14 protein-coding genes are annotated in these 13,613 nt (G+C 70.2%); 11 read left to right on the forward strand and 3 right to left on the reverse strand.

Translation table 11 applies throughout. The annotated features are described in order from the left end of the window. The first annotated feature begins 51 nt into the window (after positions 1–51). From rnhA to NL114_RS00205, 10 genes are all read left to right on the forward strand, one after another. A complete protein-coding gene (gene rnhA / locus NL114_RS00160; protein ID WP_254822785.1) occupies positions 52–645 on the forward strand; it encodes a ribonuclease HI in 594 nt (197 codons plus the stop codon). After that, the gene (locus NL114_RS00165) at positions 635–1,264 is read left to right on the forward strand and encodes a DUF7108 family protein (protein ID WP_254822786.1); all 630 of its coding nucleotides are present in this window, start codon (positions 635–637) and stop codon (positions 1,262–1,264) included. The genes rnhA and NL114_RS00165 overlap by 11 nt, the downstream gene beginning before the upstream one ends. A gap of 92 nt (positions 1,265–1,356) precedes the next feature. Further along, complete coding sequence (locus NL114_RS00170; protein WP_254822787.1) at positions 1,357–1,890, forward strand: inorganic diphosphatase; 534 nt, start codon at positions 1,357–1,359, stop codon at positions 1,888–1,890. A gap of 298 nt (positions 1,891–2,188) precedes the next feature. Then, positions 2,189–2,329, forward strand: a complete 141-nt coding sequence (locus tag NL114_RS00175) for a hypothetical protein (protein WP_254822788.1) — start codon at positions 2,189–2,191, stop codon at positions 2,327–2,329. Positions 2,330–2,432: 103 nt separating this feature from the next. Further along, complete coding sequence (locus tag NL114_RS00180; RefSeq protein ID WP_254822789.1) at positions 2,433–3,794, forward strand: alkaline phosphatase family protein; 1,362 nt, start codon at positions 2,433–2,435, stop codon at positions 3,792–3,794. Positions 3,795–3,895: 101 nt separating this feature from the next. Next, positions 3,896–4,327: a hypothetical protein gene (locus NL114_RS00185; RefSeq protein ID WP_254822790.1), complete on the forward strand. Its 432-nt coding sequence runs from the start codon at positions 3,896–3,898 to the stop codon at positions 4,325–4,327. Further along, positions 4,324–4,785 (forward strand): DUF7311 family protein, encoded by a 462-nt coding sequence (locus tag NL114_RS00190; protein ID WP_254822791.1) that lies wholly within the window; start codon positions 4,324–4,326, stop codon positions 4,783–4,785. Before NL114_RS00185 ends, NL114_RS00190 begins: the two co-directional genes overlap by 4 nt. Next, positions 4,769–6,652 carry an ATPase, T2SS/T4P/T4SS family gene (locus NL114_RS00195; protein WP_254822792.1) on the forward strand — a complete coding sequence of 628 codons (1,884 nt, stop codon included), beginning with the start codon at positions 4,769–4,771 and terminating at the stop codon, positions 6,650–6,652. The genes NL114_RS00190 and NL114_RS00195 overlap by 17 nt, the downstream gene beginning before the upstream one ends. Further along, on the forward strand, positions 6,649–8,181 hold the full coding sequence (locus tag NL114_RS00200; protein WP_254822793.1) for a hypothetical protein: 1,533 nt from the start codon (positions 6,649–6,651) through the stop codon (positions 8,179–8,181). The genes NL114_RS00195 and NL114_RS00200 overlap by 4 nt, the downstream gene beginning before the upstream one ends. 60 nt (positions 8,182–8,241) lie before the next feature. Then, positions 8,242–9,549 (forward strand): NAD(P)/FAD-dependent oxidoreductase, encoded by a 1,308-nt coding sequence (locus NL114_RS00205; RefSeq protein WP_254822794.1) that lies wholly within the window; start codon positions 8,242–8,244, stop codon positions 9,547–9,549. Positions 9,550–9,623: 74 nt separating this feature from the next. On the opposite strand, the gene NL114_RS00210 is transcribed toward NL114_RS00205, so the two are convergent. Then, the gene (locus NL114_RS00210) at positions 9,624–10,853 is read right to left on the reverse strand and encodes a CBS domain-containing protein (protein WP_254822795.1); all 1,230 of its coding nucleotides are present in this window, start codon (positions 10,851–10,853) and stop codon (positions 9,624–9,626) included. 61 nt (positions 10,854–10,914) lie between these two features. After that, a complete protein-coding gene (locus NL114_RS00215) occupies positions 10,915–11,685 on the reverse strand; it encodes a competence/damage-inducible protein A (RefSeq protein ID WP_254822796.1) in 771 nt (256 codons plus the stop codon). Positions 11,686–12,072: 387 nt separating this feature from the next. Between NL114_RS00215 and NL114_RS00220 the strand changes: the two genes are divergently transcribed. Beyond that, on the forward strand, positions 12,073–12,528 hold the full coding sequence (locus NL114_RS00220) for a DUF5814 domain-containing protein (RefSeq protein ID WP_254822797.1): 456 nt from the start codon (positions 12,073–12,075) through the stop codon (positions 12,526–12,528). Positions 12,529–12,577: 49 nt separating this feature from the next. On the opposite strand, the gene NL114_RS00225 is transcribed toward NL114_RS00220, so the two are convergent. Continuing rightward, positions 12,578–13,507 (reverse strand): branched-chain amino acid transaminase, encoded by a 930-nt coding sequence (locus tag NL114_RS00225; RefSeq protein WP_254822798.1) that lies wholly within the window; start codon positions 13,505–13,507, stop codon positions 12,578–12,580. Positions 13,508–13,613 lie beyond the last annotated feature (106 nt).

Below are 13,613 nucleotides of genomic sequence, written 5' to 3' on the forward strand. Positions count from 1 at the left end.
TACGCTCGCCCCACCGGAACCGATAAGTACGACGTTCGGGCACCTCCCGGCATGCCCGTTGTCGAGTGCGACCCGGCGGAGGCCCGCGAACGGCTCGAGACTGCCGGCGTCGCCGTCGCGTCCGGGAACACCGACCACGAACTGTGGCGGGCCGACCACGGCGGTGCGACCGCCGTCGCCTACGAGGGGAAGGTCGTCGTGCAGGGTGGCTCGCCGGAACGGCTGGTCGGCCTCCTGCGGGGGAGCGGCGGCCGCGCGCACGTCTACTTCGACGGCGCCTGTCGCGGGAACCCCGGCCCCGCGGCCGCGGGCTACGCCATCGTGACCGGCGACGGTATCGCGGCCGAGGGCGGTGAGACCATCGGCCGGACGACGAACAACCAGGCCGAGTACCACGCGCTCATCACCGCGCTGGAGGTCGCAGCCGATTTCGGCTTCGACGAGATCCACGTCCGCGGGGACTCCGAACTCATCGTGAAACAGGTCAAGGGCGCCTGGAACACCAACGATCCCGAACTGCGCGAGCTGCGGGTCCGTGCCCGCGAGCTGCTGGACCGGTTCGACGAGTGGACGCTGGAGCACGTTCCGCGGGAGATAAACGAGCGTGCCGACAAGCTGGCGAACGAAGCACTCGATGACGCCTGAGGATATCCACCCCGGCGAGACGGAGCGCGAGGAGGAAGTCGACCAGGGCACCGATTCCGACACGACCGACGGGGCACCGGACACCCTGCCACGCGAGGTCGCCGACGAGGCCGAGCGTCTGACCCGGCTGGCCCGCGACGCCATCGACGAGAACGAGGCCACGGCCTACCGCGAGCGCCGCGCGGACCTCCTGGCCGACCACGAGTACACGTCGCGCATCCGCGGCGAGAACACCGAGGCGACGCTCGTCCTGCATCCCACGGAGTGGGTCGTGGACGGGAGCGTCCACCCGGACCGTATCGAGGACATCGACCGGGGCATCGAAGTTCCGCTGGAGGGCGCGGGCGACGCCGAGGACTGGGACGCCGTCGACGAGCACAACGCGACGGTGGCCGAGCAGGTGGCCGACGAGCACGGCGAGGTCCACGGCGCGAACGCGCGGGCGTTCGCGACCTTCATGAGCAACCACTACGCGCGTCCGGTCGAGGAGGCGACCGAGCGGATGCGCGAGGAGTTCCTGGCCGACTACTTCCCCCGGAACGCGTGGCCCTCGGAGGAGCAGCGGGCGGTCGTCGAGGCGTCGCTGGAACTGGTCACCGAGGCGGCGGCCGCGGAGTGAGAACCGCGGGACGGGTCGCCCCCGGAGCGATGGAACCGGGCGCCGGCACGGAAAACAGAAACACCTTATGACACCGGTCCGGAGGCCGGCGCATGGCGAATCTCTGGGAAGACCTCGAGACCGGCCCGAACCCACCGGAGGAGATCTACGCAGTCGTGGAGTGCCTGAAGGGCGAACGCAACAAGTACGAGTACGACAAGGACATCCCCGGCGTCGTCCTCGACCGCGTCCTCCACTCCAACGTCCACTACCCCTCGGACTACGGGTTCATCCCGCAGTCGTACTACGACGACGAGGACCCGTTCGACGTGCTCGTGCTCGTCGAGGACCAGACGTTCCCGGGCTGTGTCATCGAGGCCCGTCCGGTCGCGCTGATGAAGATGGACGACGACGGCGAGCAGGACGACAAGGTCATCGCCGTCCCCTCCGAGGACCCGCGCTACGACCACATCGAGGACCTCGAGGACATCACCCAGCAGCAGCTCGACGAGATCGACGAGTTCTTCGCGACCTACAAGAACCTCGAGGAGGGCAAGGAGGTCGAGACGCTGGGCTGGGAGGACAAGCAGGCCGCCTACGACGCCATCGAGCACGCCCAGGACCTCTACGACGAGAAGTTCGACTGAGCGCCGCGGGCGACTATTGCGGTCTCACGACGAACGACTCCCCAGCAGCGTCGCGTCCGTCTCCAGCGGACCACCATCGCAGGGGTGAGCCGAGCCGTCCGCGTCCCGGGCCGCCGATTCCGGGCCGAACGACGGGACGCCCCACCTTCCGACATCCCCGTCCTACCGCCCGCACCGGAGTGTCAACCCAGGGAGCGGCAACCGTTGCCGGCAGTACAACTGGCAGTAATCTGGAACCGACCAGTAATGACTTATGCGTATGAGTAATTATTTGGGTGTCGGGACCGGAGGGTCGTATATGGCCACCCGAGAATCAGGCGGCGTCGGGATCGACCACCTCACCGTCGTTCCCGAGGACGCGAGGCTCGAGCCGGCGGCCGACGAGGAGCCCGAGGACCCGGGCGACGTAGCGACCGAGGATGACACCGCGGCCAACTGACTGCCGGTCGGCGTCTCGACCCGGGGAGCGTTGCCGGTACCCCGGACGAGGCCGTTCGGCGGCGAAACGAAGCTTCTTGTAGCCCGACCCCGGTCGTGCGGGTATGGGTCTGTTCGACCGGCTGCGCGGAGGCGACGGGCCGCGCGTGGCCTTCTTCGGCATCGACGGGGTGCCATATAGCCTCATCGCGGACAACCCCGACACCTTCCCTAACCTGACGGAGCTCGCGGCGGAGGGGAGTTCCGGGGCCATCGACAGTATCGTTCCGCCGGAATCCAGCGCCTGCTGGCCCGCTCTGACGACGGGTGTCAATCCGGGCGAGACCGGCGTGTACGGGTTCCAGGACCGGGAGAACGGGTCGTACGACACGTACGTCCCGATGGGTCGTGACGTGCGTGCGACGCGCATCTGGGACCGCGTCGAGAACGCCGACCGGCGGGCCTCCGTCATGAACGTGCCCGTCACGTTCCCGCCCCAGCGCGACGTCCAGCGGATGGTGAGCGGCTTCCTCTCGCCCGGCGTCGAGAAGGCCGCCTACCCGGACGACCTCCGGGAGCACCTGGAGAACAACGACTACCGGATCGACGTGAACGCCAAGCTCGGCCACAAGGACGACAAGGCCGAGTTCATGGAGGACGCCCACCGGACCATCGACGCCCGGTTCGAGAACTTCAAGCACTACATCCAGGAGGACGACTGGGACCTCTTCTTCGGCGTCTTCATGACGACCGACCGGGTCAACCACTTCCTCTTCGGCGACTACGAGGCCGGGGAGGAGGCCTCCCCCGAGGACTACGAGTACTTCGTGGAGTTCTACGAGAAGGTCGACCGCTACCTCGGCGAGCTCCGTGGGATGCTCGACGACGACACGACCATGATGGTCGCCTCCGACCACGGGTTCACGACGCTTGACTACGAGGTCCACTGCAACGCCTGGCTCGAACGGGAGGGCTGGCTCGAGTACGACACCGACGACCACGACGAGCTCGGCGACATCTCCGAGGAGGCCCGCGCCTACTCGCTCATCCCGGGACGCTTCTACCTCAACCTGGAGGGCCGCGAGCCCAACGGCGGCGTCCCACAGGACGAGTACGAGGAGACGCGCGCCGAACTGAAAGAGGCCCTGGAGAACCTGACCGGCCCGAACGGCGAACCGGTCGCCGACCGAGTCGTCACCAAGGAGGAGGCCTACCGCGGGGCCCACGACGATATCGCGCCCGACCTGACGGTCGTCCCGAACCACGGGTTCGACCTCAAGTCCGGCTTCAAGGGCCACGAGGAGGTGTTCGGCACCGGGCCGCGCAACGGAATGCACTCGTTCGACAACGCCTGCCTGTTCATCGACGACCCGGACTGCCCCGTCGAGGACGCCGACCTCTACGACATCGGTCCGACGGTGCTCGACCTGATGGACGTCGACTACGACCGACCGGAGTTCGACGGCGGCAGCCTCGTCAAGCAGTAGCGACCCGCGGCGTCGAGCAACAACGACCGTGGCGTCACGTTCTCCTGCCCGCGGGCTACCCGTGGGCGAAATTCAAGTACCATCCCGGGAGCAACGGCCCTATGCCGAACCCGGACACCGAGACGCTGGCCGCCCGTCTCCGTGCGGTCGAGCGCGCGCTGACCGACGAGGACACCGTCCCCGACCCGCCGACGACCTCACCCGCCGACACGCCGGCCGGGAACGGGACCGCCTCGACCCCCGGCGAGCACCGGAACGACCCAGCCGCGACCGTCGAGCGCCGACTCTGTCGGCTCGAGGCTGCCGTCCAGGCGCTCCGGGCCGCGCTCGACGACGGACCGGACGCGACGCCGTCCGAGGTGCCGGCGACCGAGGAGCCAACGGTCGAGATGCCAGGAGACGAGGAGCCGACGCCCGAGACGGCCGGGCCACGAGCCACGGCACGGGGGGACTCCGGAGCGGCCGAGCGCCCGGGCCCGCCACGGCGCGTCCCGGACGGCGGCCACTGGCCGGACGACCTCGCCACCGAATGAGCGGTCCGCTCCGGACCACCCTGGCGGTCCTGCTCGCGGGGGCACTCCTGGCCGCCGGGCTCGCGGCTGCCGACCAGGCCCGTGAGACACGAACAGCGACGCGTCTCGACGAGACCGTGACACGGTTCGTCGACGCGGCCGACCGTCTCGCGGCGCGGAACGACCCGACCCGTTCGGGCATCGCCCGGCGGACCATGACGGTCACCGTCCCAGCAGGCGGTACCGTCGGCATCGAACGCGGTGTCGTCCGGTGGCGAGTCGATGGCGGACCGTGGCATCGCCGGCAGCCGTCGGTGGCCCTCGACACGGGGGAGACACCCCTCGAACTCGCGGCCGGACACCACCAGCTCCGACTCTCGCTCCGGCTTCGGGCCGGGTCGTCCGTCGTCAGCGTGTCCCGCTTCCCCGAAGTTGAAACCGGAAGCCGGGACCATCGAGCCCATGTTCGACGGACTTGACACGCTACTCGGGACCGGGGAGACACGCGAGCAAGCGACGTGCGCGTGCGACCCGGGCCCCGCGGAGGCCGGCGAGACGCTCCACGTCGATGCGTCGGACTGCCCTGGTGCCGGCCGCATCGCTGCCGAGCCGGCCTGCCGCGAGACCGTCGTCGCGGCGGTCGGCGGGCAGGACGTGCGGGCGGTCCGAACGGAGCACGGGGGCGTCGAACGGTGGTACGAGGACCGGAGTGTCGCGCTGCTGGTCGCGGCCGGGCGCTTCGCCGACACGGCTCGTGTCCACGACCCGGCACTCGCACGGCGGGCACGGCGCGAACCGCTGGTCGCGGCGGCCCGGGCGGCAGGGCGGTCGGATGCCGTGTCTCACGCGGCCGCCGAGAGCGGGCTGCTAGCCGTCGCCGAAGCCGCGGCCGACGAAGCGGCCGCCGCCGAGGACAACTGTCTCGCGCCACTCGTCGGGCCCGCACTCACCCACTCGCTGGTCGAACGGGCACCCCCGCCAGACGGGGTCCTCGCCGACCGATACGAGCTCGACACCGGAGCGGTGGTTCGGCTCTACGACCGACCCGATGCGGAGGCGCCGCGCCGGTACCACATCGAGCCGCCGGTCGTCCGGTTCTCCGCCGCCGCGCTCGCGACGCTCGCGGCCGCCCGCCGGGCGCTCGCCGACGGCGCCGACGATCCGACCGCAGCGGTCGAGGCTGCACTGGCCGAACCCGGCGATGCCGACGCCATCGAGCCCGATGCGGTCGCACTCGCTGCCGCCCTCGCGAAACACACCCGCGGTGCAGGAGTTCTCTCGGACCTGTTCGCCGACGACGCGGTCTCGGACGTCTTCGCCACCGCGCCGGTCGCCGAGACGCCGCTCCGGGTCCGCCGCGACGACGAGTCGATGACCACGAACGTCCGGCTGGCTCGCGAGGGAGCCTCGGTGCTGGCCGGACGGTTCCGCCGAGCCTCGGGACGGGCGTTCGCTCGCTCCTCGCCCACGCTGGCCGCGACGACGGAGGTCGCGGGGCGCCGCGTCCGTGTCTCGGGGGTCACGGGGCCGGTCAGTGACGGGCACGCCTTCGCGCTCCGGGCCCACGACCGGGAGGCGTGGCGACTCGGTGACCTCGTCACGAACGGGACCCTCACACCCGAGGTCGCGGGACTGCTGTCGCTGGCGGTCGAGCGCGGTGTTGCCTGCCTCGTCACGGGCGAGCGCGGTGCCGGGAAGACGACGCTGCTCGGCGCGCTTCTCTGGGAACTCCCGACCGGGAGCCGGACCGTCCTCGTGGAGGACACGCCGGAGCTGCCGGCGGCAGCGCTCCGGGAGGCCGGTCGCGATGTGCAGGCGCTCCGGGTCGGAACCGGCGACGGTGCCGAGCTGTCCCCGGCCGAGGCGCTCCGGACGGCGCTCCGCCTCGGGGAGAGCGCGCTCGTCGTCGGTGAGGTCCGCGGCGAGGAGGCGGCGGTCCTCTACGAGGCGATGCGTGTCGGCGCCGGCGGCTCGGCCGTCCTCGGCACCGTCCACGGGGACGGGGCCGCGACCGTCCGCGAACGGATGGTGACGGACCTCGGCGTTCCGGAGTCGTCGTTCGCCGACACGGACCTGCTGGTGACCGTCGGTGCCCGGGAGACGACCCGGGGCCGGGAGCGACGGGTCCGCCGCGTGGAGGAGGTTGTCAGGACCGACGACGGTGCGGCGTTCGCCCCACTCTACGAGGCCGAGGACGGCTCGCTCGTCGCGGCGGAACGGCTCGGCGGCGGCGCGAGCGCGGTCGTCGCCGACCTGTGCGAGCCGGGGGAGTCGTACGCCGAGACACTCGCCGCCACGAAAGCGCGTGGCGAGACGCTGACGACGGAGGCGGGGGCGGACGCGTGACCGACGGACCGCCGTGGAACCGGCTCGTGCAGTGGTTCACCCACCGCTCCGGAGTGGCAGCCCAGCTCCGGTCGGCTCGGGCCGCCGGGGCCGTCCCCCGGCTGGTCGGGCGGATGGCGCTCCGGGTACACATCGAGCCGACACCCGAGGCGGCCGCGGCTGCCGGGTGTGATGGCGACGACCCGCTGGCCGACCGGCTCGCCACACACGTCCGGCGAGCACGTGGGCGCGACAGCGCCGGTCTGGAGGCGTTCGCCGCCGCCAGCGCGGCCGACCACCCCGAACTCGCACGGGCAGTGCGACAGGTCGTGGCGGCCACAATGGCCCCGGCCGACGAGCGCGAGCGACGACTCGACCGTGCGACCGAGGCCGCGGCCGAGGGCGTCCGCGAACGGGCTACGTCCGCGGCGGCGGCGCTCCACGGCCCGGTGACCGCGGTGTACGCGTTCGGCGTGTTGCTGCCGCTCGCGCTCGTCGGCATCCTCCCGGGCGTGGTCGCAGCCGGCGTTCCCGCGGAACTCCTGCTCGCTACGGTGGTAGGCTGTTACGACCTGCTGCTTCCGGTGACGCTACTGGGGGCCGCCGCGTGGCTCCTCGCCCGGCGGCCGGTCGCCTTCCCCCGCGACCCCGTCCCGGCATCGCACCCGGCGCGTCCCGGCGAACCGTGGCGGGCGGTCGCCGTCGGACTGGGGGCCGCGACGGTGACCGGTGCGGTCGTCGCACTGCTGCCGCCGGTTCCGGGGTGGGCGGCGCCGGTCGCGGCGGTCGGGGCCGCTGGGAGTGGGCTCGCGGTCCATCATCGGCCGGCGGTCGCGGTCCGCGAGCGGACGGCGGCGATGGAACGAGGGCTCCCCGACGCGCTGGTCGCGGTCGGGCGTGAGGTAGCGGCCGGTGTCGCCGTCGAGCGGGCCATCGCGGACGCGACGGCATCGCTCGGGGGGCCCGTCGAGGAGGCGTTCGCGACCGCGAGCGAGCGTGGGCGTCGGCTCGGGTGCGACATCGAGACCGCGTTCCTCGGTCCGGGCGGACCGGCCGCGGACCTGCCGAGTCCACGCGTCGAGCGGGCGGTGACCGCGCTCGCTCGGGCAGGACGCGTGGGGCCACCGGCCGGCGACCTGCTCGTCGCGACCGGCGAACACCTCGCCGAACTGCGGCAGGTGACCCGGCGAACGCGCCGCGAGACCGCCCGGCTGACGGCCACGCTGGCCAACACGGCCACCGTCTTCGGGCCGCTGGTCGGCGGCACGACGGTCGCGCTCGCCGCCGGGACGGCCGGCCGTGCCGACACCGTGGGGGTGGGGGTAGGGCGTGGCGCGGCCACGGACTTCGGTGCCGCCCTGCCGGTCGGCCATCTCGGCCTCGCCGTCGGGCTGTACGTGCTGGCACTGACCGCGATCCTGACCGCGCTCGCGACGGGGCTCCGGTACGGTCGGGACCGGGCCCGGGTCGGCTACCGCGTCGGAGTGGCGCTGCCGCTGGCTGCGACGGTGTTCTGTCTCGCACTCGTCGTGGGCAGGGCGGTGGTCTGAGGCCCGTTTAGGCCTGGCCTATCCACAAGCGCCTTACACGGTGGCGCCGGACCCGGATTCATGATCGGAATCGTCGGTGGCGGTATCGCCGGACTCGCCGCCGCCCACCGGCTGCAGAAACGCGGCCACGAGGTGACCGTCTTCGAGGCCAGCGACGACCTCGGCGGCCTGGCCGCGACGTACGAGACACGGGGCGACCCCATCGAGAAGTTCTACCACCACCTCTCGAAATCCGAGGAGACCATCGTCGAGCTGGCCGAGGACCTCGGGCTGGGCGACGCCGTCGAGTGGCGCGTCGGACAGAACGCCTACTACGTCGACGGGACCGTTCACCCGCTGGACACGCCCGGCGAGATACTGGCGTACCCGCACCTCTCGCTCTACGACAAGTTCCGGCTCGGCATGCTCACGCTGGAGGTCGACGTGCGTGGCGGCATCCCGTCGTTCGACACCTACGAGGATCTGGAGGACTTCGAGGACGTTCCCATCCGCGAGTTCCTGCTCGAGCACACGACACGGGGCGTCTACGAGTTCTTCTTCGAGCCGCTGCTGGACGCGAAGTTCGGCTCGCGCAAGGAGGACGTGAGCGCGGCGTGGCTGCTGGGCCGCGTCAAGTTCCGCGGCGAGCGCGACCTCCGACGCGGGGAGATACTGGGCTATCTGGAGGGCGGATTCGCCCAGCTACTCGACGCACTCGTGGCGGATGTCGGTCACGACACCATCGAGACCGGCGCGCGCGTCTCGGACATCCAGCACGGCGACAGCATCGAATCCGTGGCCGTCGAGACCGACGACGGCACGACCGACCACGACGTGGACGCGCTGGTCGTCGCGACGATGCCGCATCTCCTCGAACACTGGGTCGGCTACGAGTGCGATATCGACTTCCAGGGCTCGGTCTGTGCCGTGTTCGGGATGGAGGAGCAGTTGATGGACACCTACTGGCTCAACATCGCCGACGACGCGCCGTTCGGCGCGCTCATCGAGCACACGAACTTCGTCCCCACGGAGCGGTACGGCGGCGAACACCTGCTGTACGCCGCCAGCTACGTCCAGGAGATGGACGAGGCCCTCTGGCAGATGGACGACACCGAGGTGCGCGAGCACTGGCTCACGGGTATCGAGGACCTGTTCCCCGACTTCGACCGCTCGGCGGTCAAGTGGACGGAGGTCGGCCGCAACCCGCGTACGGCGCCCGTGTACGAACGGGGCTACCTGGAGAAGGTGGTCCCGTACGACCTCGGCGAGGACGTGGCAGAGGGCCTCTACTACGCCGGGATGGCCTCACGGGCGCAGTACCCCGAGCGCTCGCTGAACGGCGCCGTCGTGGCGGGCTTCGAGTGCGCCGACCGCATCGACGGGTTGTGAGCTAGGAGTATCGAGGGGATCGGGTCGTGGGCTCGCGCTCTCACCCGGTGACGCCGACGGCAATTTCCGATCTATCACACGTCCCGCGACTGGTCGCGCTCCGTGCCGCGCCGAAGCGACGGCGCCCCCGACTCGCCACCGGAGGACTGGATGATATCCAGCGCCGTCATCAGGTCCGTCCGGGAGATGAGCCCCGTGAACGAACCCTCCTCGCTCTCGCCGTCGGCACGAGTGACGACGAGACGGCCGACGCCGTGCTCTTGCATCCGCGAGAACGCGTCCATCGCGTCCGCGTCGGCGTCGATGGTGTGGAGGTCGCGCGACATCACCTCCTCAACGCGGTAGGCGTCCCGCTCGACCTCGTTGACCGAACGAGCGTCCTCCAGCGTCACCAGGCCGACGAGGCGGCCGTCCCGCACGACGGGGAAACCGGTGTGACGGGTACGGAACATCCGGTCGACCAGGTCGGCGACCGACGTTTCGGCGTCGACGGTCTCGACCTCATCGACGGGCGTCATCACGTCCCGGACGGCGACCCCCTCGAAGGCGGCCCGGAGCATCGTCTGCTGGGCCTCCGAGGAGGCACCCATGTAGATGAAGAAGGCGATGGCGACGAGGTAGAGGTTGATACCGGCCCCGCCGAACAGCGCGAAGAAGCCCAGCAGGAAGGCGAACCCCTTGCCGACCGCGGCGGCCCGCCGGGTCGCGACGGCGTAGGGCTGGTTCCGGGCCCAGAGCGCGCGCAGCACGCGGCCACCGTCCATCGGGAAGCCCGGGAGCATGTTGAACGCCGCCAGCGCGACGTTGGTGAGTGCGAGGTAGCCGAGCAGGAACACAGCGCCCGCGTTGGCGGCTCCGCCGCTCGCGCCCGGGAGGACAATGAACCCGACGTAGAACGCGGCCCCGAGCAGGACGCTCACGATGGGGCCGGCGATGGCGATGTAGAGCTCCTGCTTCCAGTCGTCCGGGAAGCGCGAGAGCTGGGCGACACCGCCGAACAACCAGAGCTTGATGGAGGAGATCTCCACGTCGTAGCGCATCGCCATCACGCTGTGGCCGAGTTCGTGCAGCAGGACGCTGGCGAACAGCCCGACGGCGGCGGCCGTGCCGAGGCCGAACGCGACGACCGGCGCGCCCGTCAGCGGTCCGGGGACGATACCGGCACCGAACACGTCGTTGAGGATGCCGACCCACTCCCCGATCTGCGACCCGATGACGTACGCGAACACCGGGAGGATGAGGAGGAAGGTCAGGTCCAGCTCGATCGGGATGCCGAAGATGCTCCCGATCCGGTAGCTTGGCATACCCGCGCTTCGCCGCCGAGGGGCTTGAAGCCACGGCCATCGCGGCGAGGAGCCCGGACACTCACTCGTCGTCGGACGCGCCCGCCCCGACACGTTCCCCAACGTGGGTGTCGGCGTCCGGCTCCACCAGCCGAACCTCCTCGCTGAGCCACGCGGTCGCCTCGTCCAGCTTCTCCGGGTCGTCGCTCCGGAGCTTCAGCCGGTTGTGACCCGCCTCACGGTCCGGGTAACAGCCCACCTGCACGCCGAACCGGTTCCGGACGCCGTCGAGTCGCTCGATGAGGTTGGCCTCCGGTTCGGTCGTGTACAGCACCCGCGACTCCACGTCCCCCGCGAACTCCTCGGCGACGCCCTCGAACATGCGCTGCATCTCACCGGGAATGCCGGGGAGGACGTAGACGTTCTCGACGACGGCGCCCGGCGAGAGGCCGGCGTCGTTGATCAGCGGGCGTGCACCCGCCGGGATGGCGGCCTCGGCTTCGATATCCACGTTCAGGTCCGGGTACGAGTCCGTGATGGCTTTCAGTGTCCGTTCGAGGTCGGCGCGCGCGAGGTCGTTCTCCTCGAGCGGTCGGTCGAAGGCCGCGGCGACAGCGTCCATCGTCAGGTCGTCCGGTGTCCCGCCGAGCCCACCTGTCACGATGACGGCATCGTAGCGGTCGGCGTACTCCTGGACGGCGTCGGCGATGGCGGCCTCGATGTCCGGCACGGTGAGCACTCGCCGGACATCGACCCCGCGCTCGGTCAGCTCGCGGGCCAGCCACGTCGCGTTCGTGTTCTCCGTGTCGCCGGCGAGGAGTTCGTCGCCGACGGTGACCAGCGCTGCGTCCATACCACCCGCGAGGCGGGGCAGGGGGATAAGTCGGGCGGGACGGCCGTCGGCCCGAGGGGCCGGGCCGCGTCGCCGCACTCTACGAGGAGTTCTACGGGCCGACGGTTCCCGGATGAAGCGTGCAGTAATTTTTTAAACCAGGTATAAGCGCAGAAAGTCGGGCATTTTCCAGTTATTCCCGCAATAAGTTATGAGTCCGGGTGCGAGAATCGAACCCGCTTCCCAGGCACCACAAGCCTGGAGGATACCAATACCCCAACCCGGACACGCAACTTCTCGTAATCCAGCGTCGGGAATATACGTTACGCCTTCCCCTTCTCCCCGACACACCGACACACACCGGACACCGCGGCGCTTTAGCCGCTCGGCACACAAGCACGCCCAAGCGTGGCCATCACGGACAAGATATACGTCAAGAACCACCGCCAGCTGTCCTCGCAACTGGAGACGAGCTTCCCGAAGGGGGCGTTCTCCGGCGCGACGCTGGACATCCTGTTCCAGGGGGAGGGCCTGTCGAACCTGGACGAGGCGACCCAGGAGCGCGTGCTCGACTTCGCCGAGGACTTCCTCGACTGTGACTGCCAGTCCAACCCCTACTGTGGCCACCCCGAGGAGAAGTTCATCAGTTACCTGCTGGACCTCCGAGCCCAGGGCATGGGCCCGGAGGCCATCGTCGACGTGATGAGCGACGACTACCTCGTCTACGCGTACCCGGGCGACATCCTGAGCTTCCTCGACGACGGTATCCGTACGCTGGAGGCGGCCGAGCAGCTGGCGGACGTGGACGGGCAGACCGAGCAGGCCGACCGCATCCGGGGCCGGCGGAAGGACCTGAGCGGGTAGCGAGCGGGCAGAAGGCGTCTCTCCGGGACGCCGTCGGAGCGACCCCGGTTCAGACGTACGTGAACCAGTCGTCGTAGTCGTCGGTCCGGCGCTCGACGATATCGAAGAAGCGCTGCTGGATCTCCTCGGTCACGGGGCCGCGGGTTCCGGCACCGATCTCGTTGTCGTCGACGGTCCGGATGGGCGTGACCTCCGCCGCCGTCCCCGTGAAGAACAGCTCGTCGGCGGTGTAGAGCTGTCCGCGGGCGATTTTCGCTTCCTCGTGGATCTCGTAGCCCAGGTCCGTCGCGATGTCGATGACGGTCTGCCGGGTGATACCGTCGAGGATGGACTCGGCGAGGCCGGGGGTGTAGATCTCCCCGTCGTTGACCATGAAGATGTTCTCGCCGGGGCCCTCGGCCACGTCGCCCTCCTTGTTGAGGACGATGGCCTCGACGTAGCCGTTGCCACGGGCCTCCTCGCCCGCCAGCATCGAGTTGATGTAGGCGCCGGTGGCCTTCACGTTGGTCGGGATCTGCGAGGAGTGGTGCTTGCGCCACGAGGAGACCATCACGTCGACCCCCTCCTCGAGGGCCTCCTCGCCGAGGTAGGCGCCCCAGGGCCAGCAGGCGATCATCGTGTCGGTCGGGCACTCGCTGGGGCTCACACCGAGGGAGTTGTAGCCGTAGTAGACCAGCGGCCGGATGTAGCAGGACTCCAGGTCCTGCCGGCGGATGAGCTCCAGCGTGGCCTCGGTCAGTTCCTCGCGCGTGTGCTCGATGTCGTGGTCGAGCGCGGCGGCCGACTCGTAGAGCCGGTCCAGGTGCTCGTCCCAGCGGAAGATGGCCGGGCCCTCCTCCGTATCGTAGCAGCGGACCCCCTCGAAGACGGCGGTCCCGTAGTGGAGGCTATGCGTCAGCACGTGAACCTGGGCGTCCTCCCAGTCGGTGAACTCACCGTCCATCCAGATGGTGTCGACGTCCATCTCCTCGAATCCCATACCCCGACGGTCGTATCGGGGGCTAATGAGTGTTGACGGTCCGTGCGGATGACTACCGGAGAGCGGTCGGCCGTCGGAGCGGTCGGCCCCTGAAACTCGTTTCAGG

This window comes from Haloglomus halophilum (genome assembly GCF_024298885.1).
Lineage (GTDB): Archaea > Halobacteriota > Halobacteria > Halobacteriales > Haloarculaceae > Haloglomus > Haloglomus halophilum.

Bases quoted from the DNA above. Each gene is read 5' to 3' on its own strand.
- rnhA (WP_254822785.1), top strand. From the start codon at position 52: ATGCCCGTTGTCGAGTGCGACCCGGCGGAGGCCCGCGAACGGCTCGAG.
- NL114_RS00165 (WP_254822786.1), top strand. From the start codon at position 635: ATGACGCCTGAGGATATCCACCCCGGCGAGACGGAGCGCGAGGAGGAA.
- NL114_RS00170 (WP_254822787.1), top strand. From the start codon at position 1,357: ATGGCGAATCTCTGGGAAGACCTCGAGACCGGCCCGAACCCACCGGAG.
- NL114_RS00175 (WP_254822788.1), top strand. From the start codon at position 2,189: ATGGCCACCCGAGAATCAGGCGGCGTCGGGATCGACCACCTCACCGTC.
- NL114_RS00180 (WP_254822789.1), top strand. From the start codon at position 2,433: ATGGGTCTGTTCGACCGGCTGCGCGGAGGCGACGGGCCGCGCGTGGCC.
- NL114_RS00185 (WP_254822790.1), top strand. From the start codon at position 3,896: ATGCCGAACCCGGACACCGAGACGCTGGCCGCCCGTCTCCGTGCGGTC.
- NL114_RS00190 (WP_254822791.1), top strand. From the start codon at position 4,324: ATGAGCGGTCCGCTCCGGACCACCCTGGCGGTCCTGCTCGCGGGGGCA.
- NL114_RS00195 (WP_254822792.1), top strand. From the start codon at position 4,769: ATGTTCGACGGACTTGACACGCTACTCGGGACCGGGGAGACACGCGAG.
- NL114_RS00205 (WP_254822794.1), top strand. From the start codon at position 8,242: ATGATCGGAATCGTCGGTGGCGGTATCGCCGGACTCGCCGCCGCCCAC.
- NL114_RS00210 (WP_254822795.1), bottom strand. From the start codon at position 10,853: ATGCCAAGCTACCGGATCGGGAGCATCTTCGGCATCCCGATCGAGCTG.
- NL114_RS00215 (WP_254822796.1), bottom strand. From the start codon at position 11,685: ATGGACGCAGCGCTGGTCACCGTCGGCGACGAACTCCTCGCCGGCGAC.
- NL114_RS00225 (WP_254822798.1), bottom strand. From the start codon at position 13,507: ATGGGATTCGAGGAGATGGACGTCGACACCATCTGGATGGACGGTGAG.